General features: G+C 38.5%; 12 protein-coding genes. 9 read left to right on the top strand and 3 right to left on the bottom strand.

Translation table 11 applies throughout. The features are described 5' to 3' along the window. Positions 1-184: 184 nt before the first annotated feature. Positions 185-2,185: a putative porin gene (locus IL355_RS16670; RefSeq protein WP_192463246.1), complete on the bottom strand. Its 2,001-nt coding sequence runs from the start codon at positions 2,183-2,185 to the stop codon at positions 185-187. A gap of 133 nt (positions 2,186-2,318) precedes the next feature. Between IL355_RS16670 and IL355_RS16665 the strand changes: the two genes are divergently transcribed. From IL355_RS16665 to IL355_RS16645, 5 genes are all read left to right on the top strand, one after another. Beyond that, on the top strand, positions 2,319-2,918 hold the full coding sequence (locus IL355_RS16665; protein WP_192463245.1) for a ribonuclease HII: 600 nt from the start codon (positions 2,319-2,321) through the stop codon (positions 2,916-2,918). 230 nt (positions 2,919-3,148) lie between these two features. Then, positions 3,149-4,486, top strand: coding sequence for an OmpA family protein (locus tag IL355_RS16660; protein ID WP_192463244.1), 1,338 nt, complete (start codon positions 3,149-3,151; stop codon positions 4,484-4,486). Between the two features lie 21 nt (positions 4,487-4,507). After that, positions 4,508-5,206: a TapB family protein gene (locus IL355_RS16655; protein WP_192463243.1), complete on the top strand. Its 699-nt coding sequence runs from the start codon at positions 4,508-4,510 to the stop codon at positions 5,204-5,206. A gap of 23 nt (positions 5,207-5,229) precedes the next feature. Beyond that, positions 5,230-6,600 (top strand): S8 family serine peptidase, encoded by a 1,371-nt coding sequence (locus IL355_RS16650; protein ID WP_192463242.1) that lies wholly within the window; start codon positions 5,230-5,232, stop codon positions 6,598-6,600. Between the two features lie 175 nt (positions 6,601-6,775). Beyond that, entirely contained in the window at positions 6,776-9,514 is a 2,739-nt protein-coding gene (locus IL355_RS16645) for a CHAT domain-containing protein (protein ID WP_192463241.1), read from the top strand. Here IL355_RS16645 and IL355_RS16640 read toward each other — a convergent pair whose 3' ends face one another. Continuing rightward, complete coding sequence (locus tag IL355_RS16640) at positions 9,515-10,267, bottom strand: CDC27 family protein (protein ID WP_192463240.1); 753 nt, start codon at positions 10,265-10,267, stop codon at positions 9,515-9,517. Between the two features lie 2 nt (positions 10,268-10,269). Continuing rightward, positions 10,270-10,839 carry an RNA polymerase sigma factor gene (locus IL355_RS16635; protein ID WP_192463239.1) on the bottom strand — a complete coding sequence of 190 codons (570 nt, stop codon included), beginning with the start codon at positions 10,837-10,839 and terminating at the stop codon, positions 10,270-10,272. Positions 10,840-11,230: 391 nt separating this feature from the next. Here IL355_RS16635 and IL355_RS16630 point away from each other — a divergent pair, with 391 nt between their 5' ends. The 4 genes from IL355_RS16630 to IL355_RS16615 all read left to right on the top strand — a co-directional run bounded on the left by IL355_RS16630 (position 11,231) and on the right by IL355_RS16615 (position 13,096). Next, positions 11,231-11,584 (top strand): hypothetical protein, encoded by a 354-nt coding sequence (locus IL355_RS16630; protein WP_192463238.1) that lies wholly within the window; start codon positions 11,231-11,233, stop codon positions 11,582-11,584. A gap of 11 nt (positions 11,585-11,595) precedes the next feature. Further along, positions 11,596-11,892, top strand: a complete 297-nt coding sequence (locus IL355_RS16625; protein WP_192463237.1) for a hypothetical protein — start codon at positions 11,596-11,598, stop codon at positions 11,890-11,892. Between the two features lie 25 nt (positions 11,893-11,917). Continuing rightward, positions 11,918-12,661, top strand: a complete 744-nt coding sequence (locus tag IL355_RS16620) for a Kelch repeat-containing protein (protein ID WP_192463236.1) — start codon at positions 11,918-11,920, stop codon at positions 12,659-12,661. A 78-nt stretch (positions 12,662-12,739) separates the two neighbouring features. Next, entirely contained in the window at positions 12,740-13,096 is a 357-nt protein-coding gene (locus tag IL355_RS16615) for a hypothetical protein (RefSeq protein ID WP_192463235.1), read from the top strand. Positions 13,097-13,271: the final 175 nt, after the last annotated feature.

Genomic DNA, 13,271 nt, shown 5'->3' with positions numbered 1-13,271 from the left:
CCGAAGGAAAAAAACGAAAAAAAACAACTTTCAATGAGCGTCCAAAACAACAACCTTCGTTGTTTTTCGGGCTGCAAATGTAACACCATTTCCCATCCCCGCAACTATTTTTTCAAGGTTTTTTTTAGGTTAAATTCAAACTAACTGAAAAGCAACACGTTAATCAGAAAAAAACTTTCTACTATTATGAAAAGAAGTTCCAAACCAAACCAAATCGGATTACAAAATCGCGATAAGGATAATTTGGGGCGGAGTAAAAATCATTGGTTTCTCCCATAGAAGAATTAAAATGTTCTGCCTTTAAATAGATCCGTGTTTGCTGCACGCGGGCATTGATAAAGAAGTCAAGCATAGGATAAGCCCCAAGTTTTTCGATATTCTGAATATAAAATTCACCCAAAAGCGGATTGTATGCATCCATATGATAGGATGAAAAATACTTTAAGGTCACACCTGTTTGCAAGTACATAGCTTTTTTAAATACATCTGAAGAAAAATAAAGTGTATTTCTAGTTACGAGCTGTGGAATGTTCAATACCTGATTGGCTTGTGAGACGTTTTGGTACATGACCGTATTGTTCAGGGCCCATTTACCCAACTTAAACTCCTTTAGATACTTAATTTTAGTGTGATTGAGCACATTTGATTCCTGAAACGGTTTTACGATGGAGGTTTCATTGGTTGTGGCGGCTGTCAAATCTGGCTCCTCGCCAAAATAGGTGTAGTTATCCACCGTGGTATAATCCAAGGTAAGCTGACCCCACTTTCTGGATTTGACCCCAATGTTGACCGAATAAATCTGTTCCTTTTCAAACTCTTCAAGATTGTACCAGTTGTAATTGGAAAAATCACTTTGATTCAATAGAAAATTGAAATTGGGCATTTGAGACGACACTTGCGCCCCTGCATTCAATTCTAACTTATCATTTAAATTATAGCTTGTGGAAGCTCGTAGTAGATTCCCGCCCAGGTACCCTGAAATATTATATTGTCCGGAGGCCCTAAAATCAAAACCCTTTATCCTTTTTTCATATTCAGCCCCTACAGCTACCTCCTCCCCTTTTAAACGATTGGGAATTAAACTTCCGTCTTCCGTAATCAAAAGGCTATTGAAGAAATAATTGTAATTATAAAGAGAAATATTCCCTTCTAACCTACCTAAAGTCTTATTGTAAAATTGTGCATTAACTTGATTATACATTGTTTTTAAATTGGCCCTATCCGATATTGGTGTTACCAGTTCATCACCCAAATAGGAAGAAGCAGCCGTCTTATTAAAACTATGATATTTGGTCTGGTAGGTAAATTCGTGACCAATACCCAAAGAGGTTTTCTCAACCCTGCTGGAGTCATTATTCTTCTTTACCAATTTATATAAATGGTCCAAGTAATACCTTTTACCCAAAATTCTGTTTAGGGCATCCCTAAAACGTACGTCTATGTTATTTCTAGTGGAGAAATCAGGATCTTTACTTTCAAACTGAGTTTCTGCATTGGATAAGCCACCGTTTGCTTGAAGGTCTATATTCTGTGCAGCCACATGCGCCCGTAGACTGTAACGTCCATTTTGGGTCACATAATTGGTGGTGGTTCTAAAATTACCGGACTCCGCCTGGTTATAGGCATACTTACCAAGAGAGCGAAATCCTTTGTAAGCGATGGAAAAATTGAGTCGGCGAGAGGTATTGAAGGCCAGGTTAGCATCCAATAATTGCCCTTGGTCAAAAGTGGTTTTGAACAATAGATCGGACATGGGGGTAGCTACATTATAATAATCAATATCTGCCACTTCCATATAATTATAGTGCAGCGCAGATGCCCCCAAAGAAGGATAAAAGGTCTTCCTCTTCAAATCTACACCCAATTTGTTATAAGGCTGGCCAACATTGGCAAAGGGCATAAGCTCAAAATCATCTTTTCGTAAATAGTTATACTTATATTCTTTCTGAATGGTAAGGGTGGTATCCAGATAGGTAGTATCCCTTTCATAGGAGATAATCTTATAATTCTTAATTGTAATTTCCTTCTGTGTTGAATCTGCCCCAACAGGCATGCGGTCAAAATTTCGTTTAGAACTATCGACTTTTATAGAGTCATTAGAACTTGGTGGAGGACCATTCCTTCTTTGGGAAAATGCATAGGAGCCTAGAAGGCAAAACAAAATTATACTTAGAAATCGACTCATTTATGAAGATTACGGCCGTAAAGTTAATTTTTTTAGTTCGTAATTAAATGTGAAAGTTTAAACTACGGGATTAACGTTTTTTTTAGTTCCATAATAATGGTAAGTTGCTTGCATTTATTTTCAACCACATCCTATGTTGTTACCTTATCATCACCTGAAGAATTTAGAGGCTGGAACCGATGAGGCCGGGCGTGGCTGCCTTGCGGGACCGGTCACCGCAGCCGCTCTTATACTACCGGACACCTTTAAAAATGCTTTACTAAACGACTCCAAGCAACTTTCACACACCAAAAGAGAAATCTTAAGACCTTTAATTGAATCCGAAGCACTCTGTTATGGTGTTGTACATGTATATCCAGAAGAAATAGATCAAATCAATATTTTAAATGCATCCATTTTGGCCATGCACCGGGCGCTAAAAAAACTAATTGTATCTCCGCAGTTTATAATAGTGGATGGCCATAAGTTTAAACCTTTTTCAAATATACCTCATGAATGCATTATCAAAGGAGATGGAAAATATATGAGCATTGCAGCAGCCTCGGTATTGGCCAAAACACATCGAGATGCCTATATGGAAAAAATTCATGAAGAATTTCCCATGTACAATTGGAAAAAGAATAAGGGTTACCCTACTAAAGAACATCGTGAGGCCATCATAAAATATGGAATCTCACCCTATCACCGAAAAAGTTTTAGACTACTTCCTGAGCAATTAAGTCTTGAGCTTTAAAGTTTTCCTACAAAGGCAAAAGTCTAATTCACAACCATTCACACAAAAAAATAGGCCAATTATACAATTATTAGGAGCCGATTGCACAAGATTCCTTTCGACGCCTAGCATAAAACTTAGTTTTGGTGTTAACCTATGAGGTTGATTGTTCATTAACTAGTGAGAGCTGATTGGGATTTTCCCCCTTCGATTCCTCCACGAAAATTTCACAACACTAAAATTATGTAACAATGAAACGCTTGCAACAAATTATCAAATGTACCCTCACCTTATCTCTTTTTGGATGTATGATGCCTCAAGCCAATGGGCAAATTCTTAAAAGGCTGGGGAAGGCAGCGGAAAGAGCTGCGGAAAGGACTGTTGAACGTAGGGTAGAAAAAGAAACGACTGAAAAGACAGACCAAGTTCTTGACAGTATTTTAGAGCCCGGAAGTTCTAAAAAAACCAAGCCTCCAAAACATAAGGCTCCGAGTACGAATTCAGATACAGAATCCGTAGACATCAGGGAAGTTGAAAACGACCCTTCTGCAGTCCTAACTTCCACGGACCCACAATCAATAAAAATCTATAGCAAATTTGATTTCGTTCCCGGTGATGAAACCCTGTTTTTAGACGCCTTTGAAAATGATTTTGTGGGCGACTTCCCCAGTAAATGGAACACCAACAGCAGTGGTGATCTGGTAACGATTGATGGGCATGATGAAAAATGGTTGAAAATTCTACCGGGCTTTAAAACGGCCTATATACCTGATGTAACCGAATTACCCGATGATTTCACCTTGGAATTTGATGTGATTGCCCAAGGGCTCGACAAAAAAACCTCATCCCAATCTTTTTTGGAAGTAATGGTCAGTGACACCAACAGTTTTGATGAGGGTGCTAATTGGGGCTCGGTTTCGTATTCCTTTTGTCAATTTATCGATGTTGGCATTGTGGTAGAAAACCACATTAACGGGGCCCGTGTTATAAGAAACACCATCGCAGCAGATTTAAGACCTACCGTTTTGGATAAACATCATATTTCGGTGGCCGTAAACGGACAAAGATTCCGGTTTTGGATCAATGAAAACAAATATGTAGACGTACCGAGATTGCTTCCGGAAGGGGTACAAATACAGGGAATCAAATTTTCCCTTAGGGGAATTGACACCAATAAAGAAGGAATTTACCTGAGTAATTTCAAAATTGCCAAAGGTGGCGTTGACCTAAGAAGAAAGCTATTGGCAGATGGAAAAATATCCACCAACGGTATTTTATTCGAAAGTGGCTCGGCCAATATTCAACCCATGTCAATGGGCGTTATACGTCAAATCTATCAAGTGCTTCAACAAGATAAGTCATTAAAACTAAGAATTGTAGGCCATACGGATAGTGACGGCGATGACCAGAAAAACATGCAACTTTCCCAAAAGAGGGCAGCATCCGTAAAGAACGCCCTGGTCTCCATTTATAATATATCAAGTGATAGGCTAACTACCGAAGGTAAGGGTGAAACCCAACCGATAGGTGATAACGGTTCTTTTGAAGGGAAAGCGCAAAACAGAAGAGTAGAATTCATCAAAATATAATTATTGAAATACATTATTAAAATGAAAAAGACAATTTTAGGATTTATAGCACTTATCATTACTACCGGACAAATTATAGCTCAAGATAGCTGTAGTAAGTTTTATCCGCTTACAGAAGGCAGTTCTTTTGAATATACCAGCTATAATAAAAAAGGAAAGGAAGACGGTGTCATTAATTATACGATTAGTGAAGTGCGCTCGGAAGGCGCTGCAACGGCGGCCACTTTTGATATGAAATATACGGACAAGAAAGGTAAAGAAGTATTCGCTACCGATTATTCGTTTACCTGTGAAAACGGACTGGTGAAAATTGATTATGAATCGTTATTTCCCTCGCAGATGATGCAGCAATATTCTGAAATGGGTCTTGAAATGGATATTTCAGGCACCGATATTGAATTGCCCAATGATTTGGAAGTAGGTCAAGAACTGTCAGATGCCAACGTAAGCATGGCCATGAACATGTCTGGTATTAAAATGAACGTAAGCGTTGACCAAACTGATAGAAAGGTTGAGAAAAAGGAAACCATCACCACTCCTGCAGGTTCTTTCGAGTGTTATCTTCTAACGGAAAACAGCACCGCAAAAACCATGGGCGCTACCATTGAAACAAAATCTAAATTGTGGCTTGCCGAAGGTATTGGCATGATCAAACAAGAAACCTATAAAAGCAATGGTAACTTGATGAGCAGTACAGAGCTTACGAAATTTACTAAATAACAAACCTTAAAATATCAACACTGATGAAAACCAAGTTAATTTTCTTAACGGCCTTAGTTATCGGCTTATCTTCCTGTGATAAATGGCACTACGGAAACGATGGTGGCGAAGACCCTATTGATAATGATGTTGACCCCGATGCAATTATTGTAGATGAGGGCGCTAGTAGTGAAATGGATAAAATTACCCTTTCACCCAACGAAGTAATAATATCATATGACGGAGTGAGTGAACAAAGAAAAACGGAAATTAGGGATAGTGTATCCACCGAATACCCTGGCTTAGAAATTTTGAAATGTGCTTGTGGCAGTGACGATATTGAAATGTGGCAATTTGACCCCGCTACACCAGATGTGGAGGTCATAATTGAGGGAGTAGTCGACCGGTTACCAAGAAGAAGCCCTAGAAATAGGATAGAAGGTCAGCAATCGTTTATAGTCTCTTTACCCGTGATGCCTTCATATGCGGCACAAGGACAAAGTGGTGGAGAACCTGATTTAATTGCCCCGATTGACGAGAACTCAGTCAACATCGCTATTCTTGATACTGGTGTTGATTATTTTCGACCCGAAATTGTCTCTTCTTCAAGAAACGTTCTTTACCCCAGCAGCACCTATAGTGATTGTATAAGCACCCAATCTGGGTGGAATTTCATCGAAGGCAATCAAGATATTTTAGATGAAAACGGCCATGGCACCTACGTAACTAAAATTATTACTGACATTCTCGATGCTGAAGATGACCCTGTGAATTATCAAATACTACCTCTAAAAGTTTTTGATGCTAGTGGAAATGGTTCTTACTGGAATATATTATGTGCTTTGGCATACGTAAAATCTATCAACGAGAATGGGGGTAATATTGACATTGTAAATGCCAGTTTCGGCGGCGCGGTCGATCGTGAATATTTCAGCTCTGGCAATAATATTTACGCCCACTTGTTAGGTGAGTTGAATGACCTCGGAGTTCTTGTGGTAACTTCGGCAGGCAATGAGGGTACTGATAACGATAGTGGTACTGAAGGTCACTTTCTTTCATCTTACAGAAGTCAAAATATGTTATCTGTAGCCGGTTACAATGATGTTGACGATGATACTTCTGAACCCAAGCTGCATGAAAAATCAAATTTTGGTATTGAAAGCGTTCAGGTCGCTATGGCCTTTAATGGGTATGAAATTTCACTAGGAGACGCTAGTGGTTCGAGTCAAACCATATTATTGGATGGTACATCATATTCTGCTGCTGCCATGACCGCTCTTGCGGCCATTACGCATCGTGAAACCGGTCTGGTATCAGAAAGTTTGAAATCTCAAATTTTAGATTTGCCCATAGTGACCAACTCCTCTGAGCTAGATGGAAAAATAGAAGAAAGTCGCGTTATTGTTCGCGAATAATAATCTTAGCTTATAATTAATTGGAGTCCCTTGGTATATAACCAGGGGACTTTTTATATACAATATGGAAATGCCTTATGCTCTTTTTGCCTGCTCAAATTAACTTATTTCCTTGCAATTATTGTATTTTGTAGGCTACATTATGTTATAAATGTTTAAGCAAGGCCCTCCGTATTTGTTTCTCGTCTTTTGGAGCATCACACTTCAACTATTTTTTTATCCAATAGTAGCGATATCGCAACAAGATGAATTGTTGAAAATCATCAATAGTCAACAACCCCAAGATTCCATTGAAGCCCATCTTACCCTCTTTTTCAATAAATACAAATCAAGGCTTAACAATAATGATCTAGCAGATTGTTATCATGACGTGGCAAGCAAATGGTACTACGAAAATTGGTGGAACGATGGCAATGATACAGACCTTGATAAAGCCATTACATTTACAGAGAAAGCACTAACATTAAAAAAACAAATCGATGAATTACCAATTGGGTCACTTGAAAAAACGGCCTATAACCTTGGTGCTTTTTACCACATAAAAGGGGAAGTTTTTAAGGCCGAAGAAGCCTTTCTCTATCTTGTAAATAACGGACAGGATGTTTCTAAAATAGAAAATGCAAAGGTAGAACTTGGCACAATATATCTTGAAACAGGGGACTTTTACAAAGCCCTAGAGCAATTTGACCAAATTATCATCTCAAATTCCGAAAAAGAAATTTCAGAAAACCTTATCGATGCCCACATCATAAAAGCCGAGATTTTTTCGATAATGGGTATTGCCCAATTTTCAAATCAAATTAGCGCCAATCTTAACACGGCAGATTCTTTATTAAGCAGTTCAGGAATAGAAGATAGCTATTATTATAATAGAATTTACCAAACTGAAGGTAATCGGTTAATTGAGCTTGGCAAGTACGAAAAGGCCTTAGAATACCATAAAAAAGTTTTGTCAGATTCATTGGCCCTCTACCCTAATGAATTGGCCAGAGTATACAACAGTCTCGGTTTTTCGGAAGTGAAGCTCAACCATTATGATATTGGGGAAATCTACCTAAACAAATCAACTAGCTATGACCCTAATTATTCCCTCCCTTATGAAAACTTAGGCGACCTATATTTAGCGAAAAAGGATTTTAAAAGGGCAATGAACAATTACCAAAAAGCCATTTTCTGGCTCATTGACAAATCACCACCGATTGATATTACCATTTTACCTTTGATTAAGGATATTGAAGTAGTACCCGATAAGATTTACCTGTTGAACCATTTGATTACCAAGACCAATGGATGGTTAAGTTACTACGAAGAAGAGTCCAATGAAGACTTTTTGCAATATGCCTTAGAAACGGTACGGCTGTCCGATCAATTGATCGACTTGATTAGAAACGAGAGTTCGGAAAACCGTTCTAAATATTTCTGGAGAGAAAAGGGAGCATCTCTTTATTCAAAAGCTGTGGAAGTCTGTTACATGCTGAACCTGACCGAAGAAGCCTATTATTTTATGGAGCGTAATAAAGCCTTACTGCTCTTAGAAGATATCAGCGAAGAACAGGCAAAGGAACTTGCTCAAATACCTCAAGAGCTTTCACAACGCGAATTTCTTCTTAAAAAGGATATTTTCCTGTTTGAAAATCAGCTTCAGAACGAAACAGATGCGGCTTTAAAAGACTCCCTAAAAAAAATAGTTTATGACGTAAAGCAGGGGTATCACCTTTTTGCCGATTCTTTAAAAAAGGCTTATCCTGAATATGAAAATTTAAAGAGACAAATTCAAATCTTACCTTTTGAAAGCTTCAAATCGAAGTATGTAAAAGAAAACCAGACCGTACTTCAATATATACTGAACAAAAATCAGGGCTATGGGCTATTGAACAGCCACGAATCGACGGCATTCTTTAAAATTGAAAATCCGCAACAACTCGAAAAAGAATTAATCGACCTCTACGGTCAGATGACAGACCTTGAAGTATCCCGACCCAAAATGGAGCGGTATAAAAACAGCTCCCATAAACTATTCACCAAATTGATACCTCCCTCTGTTTTTGAAGAGCTGGTTGATAAAAAAGTAATCATAGTAACCGATTACCTCTTACAACAAATTCCTTTTGAGGCCTTTGTTTCTGACATAGACACTTCTCGCTATTTAATTGAAGACAGTGAAATTTCGTATGCCTACTCCATCTCCTATTTGGATGCCAAGCAGCAGGTAGAAAATAAACCCACCCATGATTTTTTAGGTTTGGCTCCTGTTGAATTTAAAAATCTTGGTCTTCAAAAATTACATTTTAGTCCCTTGGAAATCGATGCCGCCCACGCACATTTTAAAGGCGACACCTACTTAAACGATTCCGCAACTAAAAATATCTTTTTGGAGAACTTACCAGACTACAAAGTAATTCACTTATCTACCCATGCAGATGTCGGAAATGACGGAAACCCTTGGATTGCCTTTAGTGACAAAAAGGTTTATTTAAATGAGTTATACGCAACCACAACAGAGGCCCAAATGGTCGTTTTGAGCGCCTGTAATACTTCTATAGGAGAGTTAAGAAAGGGCGAAGGGGCCATGAGTTTAGCGAGGGGCTTTTTTCATGCAGGAGCCAAAAGTGTTATTTCATCGCTCTGGTCGACCAACGACAAAAGTAGTAAGGAAATCATGGCCCGATTCTATGAAAATCTTGATCAGGGATTTAGCCAGTCGAAAGCTTTACGGGAGGCAAAACTTGACTATTTACACGCGAACAAAGACGCCAATTTCGGACCGGGCTACTGGGCTGCCTTGATTGTAATCGGCGACAATGCCCCATTGGTACAAAGCACAAATAAATGGTGGTTATATGGGGGCTTGCTCTTTGCCCTTTCCATTACACTTGCGGGATTTATTGTAGTACGCAAGCAAAGAAAACATTAATCAATCCAGCTCATTTACAAGACCGGTAGCTTCCGTTTTTTTGTACCTACCATCTTCAACAAGGGCATTCAAGCTTACAAGTGCCTTATCTTTCTTCTTCAATTTTAAATAAGCCAGTGATTTATACCACAGTGCCTGTGGCTTGAATTCCCCATTTACTTGAATAACCTTGTCTAACAAGGTAATGGCTTCTTGGCTTTGGTTTGCTTGCAAATATGATTGTGCTAAGTAAAAGTTGACCGTTTCAGAGTCCTCTTTTTGTTGAAGCCTTGTAAAAAGTGAAATAGCTTCATTGATATTATCGGTTTCATAGGCCACAAAGGCTTCCCGTTTCAATGTATCTTCATCAGTTTCACCTCTGGTGATGGCATATGCGGTATTCGGGTAATTCTGAAAATTCTCCTCGTAAAGTCGATTATAGTTTGGTCCGGATAAATTATCGAATCCCAGATAACCCAATCCCATTAAAAGGGCAATTGAGGCGGCAATCATCCATTTTTTATAACTATTGAAGCTACCCTCTGGCTTTAAAGTAACCACTTTCTCATCTGTATTGATTTCACTTTCAAAACCTTTTAACTTCTTTTTTAAATCAGATGATTTTTGGTCTCGAATTACTTCTTGCACACTCCGCTCAAAATCGAACTGCTCTTTAAATTCAGAATCGGTTTCCAAGAGCGCATCAAAGGCTTCCTGTTCTTTAGGTGTCAATTGATTTGAGAAATATTGATAAAGTAATGTTTCTTTATCCATGGCTAGTAGGTATTAGATTTGATTTTGTCCTTCAACGTTTTCATACATCGCGATTTAGCGGCTTTCACCACATTTTCGCTGTTGTAGTTTTCAGAATCCATTATTTCTTGGATCGTAAAACCCCGGTAATAGAATAGGGTAAGCAACTGCTGGCATTTTTCTCCCAAACTTTTAAAGTGTTGCTGTAAAAGTCGCTGTTCATGGCTAAGTACGGGCGCATTCAATTCAAAGGAATTTACCTGTTCGTCGGCATCACCCACCCTACTTAGGTCGTACGTACCTGAAACCGATTTTTTGTTCTTTCTCATTCGATCAAAGATTAAATGTTTTCCAATAGAGATCAAATAGGTAGAAATACTACTATTTAAACTCTCTAGCTTGCCCGACATTATATTGTTGTAAAAAATGATATAGGCATCTTGATAAATATCTATGACATCGTCATTAGGCAATTGATAGCGTCGCGCAAAGTTTAAAAACTTGGCTCTGTTGTCTTCGTAGATTTTCTTAAGGTCTTTATCTGCACCTTTTCGCAATTGATCTAAAGAAATGTCTACCAGTTCGTTTTTCATTTAATGTATATCTAATGAGAAGGTTAACAGGGTATTTAGCTAAAATAATATTTTTTTGGCACCATCATGCTGTCGATTGGTCCGAATAGCCCTCTGCATAAGGCTTTGTAGTAAACCTACTACACTAAAATTTTCTGGTTTTTTCTTCCAATGTTAACCTTCTACTTCATTCTACATAAAAGATTGAACCCTAAAAATTGAAAATGATGGAAACGTATGAACGATTGGAAATTATTAAGTGGCTGCTCATTATTGCCCTAGTGGCAGTTCTCGCCTTGTATCATAAAATCTTACTTTAGAGTACGCCTCAATTATTTAAAAAACATTCTTCTCAATGTTAACCCTTGGGTGAATAGAACATAAAAAAGCATAAAATAAAAAATACCTCACTATGAAAACATATAAGACCACACTATCAGTTCTACTTATTTTTTGGTGCCTGTGCAGTTTTGGGCAAGAGACCAAAGCCAATAAAAGAGAACAAAGCTACGACTCTGAAAATCTAATGGATATGCAGGCCAATTTTTTAACGGACCTATTCGGTTCAGACCTTTCAGGAACACCAGATGGCCAACGCCTAGGCTATCTAGAAATGTTGGAAAACTCAGATTTGCCCGAAAAAGAAAAACAGGGTTTAAGAAGAATGTATTATCTACAATCTGGGCATCTTACCCAAAAGCAAAAAGATTCTTTTTCCCTTGCACTTCATAAAAAGATGCAAAAGGCAATGATTAACAACCATTAAAACTTAGGACAATGAAAACTTTAAAATTGATAGCCATTAGTATTATACTCCTTTGCATTTGCTATTCTTGTGATAAGGATGAAGTGGAAAAGGAAGAGGCAATTATAGTGGAGACTGAAAACAAAGGCATACCGAAAGGTCCTGCTGCAACAGAAGGCGATTCGGTTGTTCTAGACATTACGGTGGAGACATTTGAGGATCAAATGGGGAGTTTTTGGGATAATGGCATTGTAGAATTTAACGATAAAGTATGGGCCATAGCTGGACACAACGGTTATAGTAAACTGTACAGATGCGGTATGGAATAGTGACGATGGGGTTAATTGGGGAAGTGTGGCCTACAATGGATTTGGAGCAAGACGGGCGCATGCTACCGCCGTTTTTGGCGATAAAATTTGGGTCATAGGTGGCATCAATACCGACGTTGACCCATGGGTGGAATATGACGATGTGTGGTCCTCGACCGATGGTGAAAATTGGATTCGGGAATTAGAGCATGCACCATTTGGGCATATGTTTTACCCAACTTTGACGGTTTTTAACAACAAATTGTTTCTTATTGGGAGAGCACGTTCTTCCACAGTATCACTTTGGCCAATGCAAGTATGGTCCTCGACCGATGGCACGACTTGGACATTAGAAGTTTCCAACCCTTTTCCCGAGAGAGAAGGACATAAAACCTTGGTCTTTCAAAATCAACTTTTTGTTATTGGAGGTACAGCCGCTGGCATTGATTATGCTGATATATGGACTAGCCAAGATGGGAATAGTTGGTCACAACTAACATTAACAGGTGATTTATTTGAAGGTAGGCACCACCATGGAGCCATAGTTTATGATAATAAAATTTGGGTTATGGGCGGGGCACAAATATTAGGTACAGGTGGTTACTCAGATCACTTTTATTCCTCCAATGGCACCGAGTGGTATGAGTATACCGACCTAGGCACCGACCCTGATATTTTAACAAATTTTGGGGTACTTAACTATAATGACGCTATTTGGGTTTTTGGCGGTTATAAAATAGGTGACAGTGGACCTACAGGCGAAATAGTCAGTTTACGCATAAGGGAATAAAAGTCTAGACTTTTAAGAGTTAATCTTTCACCTCAATAGAGATAAATAGAAAATTCACATTCAATAAAAATAACTATTATGAAACCTAACATTTATCTAAGTACAATTTTATTCATATGCTGTTTCTATTTACACGCCCAGCAACTAAAACCTAACGAAATAAAAAAACTCTCCAGCTTAGATTTGCAATATGATATAGCGGCTTGGCATGATAATCAGGTTTACCTAGATTTTAAAAAAATTATGAGGTATGACAAAAAGACTAAAGGAAAGAAAATAGCAGGATTTGTTGTTGGCGGTGTGGGCGCAGCAGCCCTTGCAGGTTCTTTATCCATATTAAACAGTAAGGTCACCAATCGGGATACTGGTGAAGAGGAAACTCCTCTTACCGCCAGTATTATAGGTGCCCCCATGTTAATTGTTGGTGCCGGTTGAATTGGCACCTCAATTCCGCTCTTTATCTCATCGAGCAGGTCAAAAAAGCGAAGGGATAAACTGATAGCATCCTATAATCAATTAGACCTACAAAACACCTGCGAATTCCCTCCAACATTTCAAAAACAATGATTAATAAAACCTCGGCCTAAGTCGAGGTTTATTTTACCCCCAT

It is taken from the genome of Euzebyella saccharophila, assembly GCF_014855495.1.
GTDB lineage: Bacteria > Bacteroidota > Bacteroidia > Flavobacteriales > Flavobacteriaceae > Euzebyella > Euzebyella saccharophila.
The sequence above is the reverse complement of the archived record's forward strand: the minus strand, read 5'-3'. Positions and strand labels throughout refer to the sequence as shown.

What these genes read in the sequence shown, in the direction of transcription:
- IL355_RS16670 (WP_192463246.1), bottom strand. Translation starts at nt 2,185, where the DNA reads ATGAGTCGATTTCTAAGTATAATTTTGTTTTGCCTTCTAGGCTCCTAT.
- IL355_RS16665 (WP_192463245.1), top strand. Translation starts at nt 2,319, where the DNA reads ATGTTGTTACCTTATCATCACCTGAAGAATTTAGAGGCTGGAACCGAT.
- IL355_RS16660 (WP_192463244.1), top strand. Translation starts at nt 3,149, where the DNA reads ATGAAACGCTTGCAACAAATTATCAAATGTACCCTCACCTTATCTCTT.
- IL355_RS16655 (WP_192463243.1), top strand. Translation starts at nt 4,508, where the DNA reads ATGAAAAAGACAATTTTAGGATTTATAGCACTTATCATTACTACCGGA.
- IL355_RS16650 (WP_192463242.1), top strand. Translation starts at nt 5,230, where the DNA reads ATGAAAACCAAGTTAATTTTCTTAACGGCCTTAGTTATCGGCTTATCT.
- IL355_RS16640 (WP_192463240.1), bottom strand. Translation starts at nt 10,267, where the DNA reads ATGGATAAAGAAACATTACTTTATCAATATTTCTCAAATCAATTGACA.
- IL355_RS16635 (WP_192463239.1), bottom strand. Translation starts at nt 10,839, where the DNA reads ATGAAAAACGAACTGGTAGACATTTCTTTAGATCAATTGCGAAAAGGT.
- IL355_RS16630 (WP_192463238.1), top strand. Translation starts at nt 11,231, where the DNA reads ATGAAAACATATAAGACCACACTATCAGTTCTACTTATTTTTTGGTGC.
- IL355_RS16625 (WP_192463237.1), top strand. Translation starts at nt 11,596, where the DNA reads ATGAAAACTTTAAAATTGATAGCCATTAGTATTATACTCCTTTGCATT.
- IL355_RS16615 (WP_192463235.1), top strand. Translation starts at nt 12,740, where the DNA reads ATGAAACCTAACATTTATCTAAGTACAATTTTATTCATATGCTGTTTC.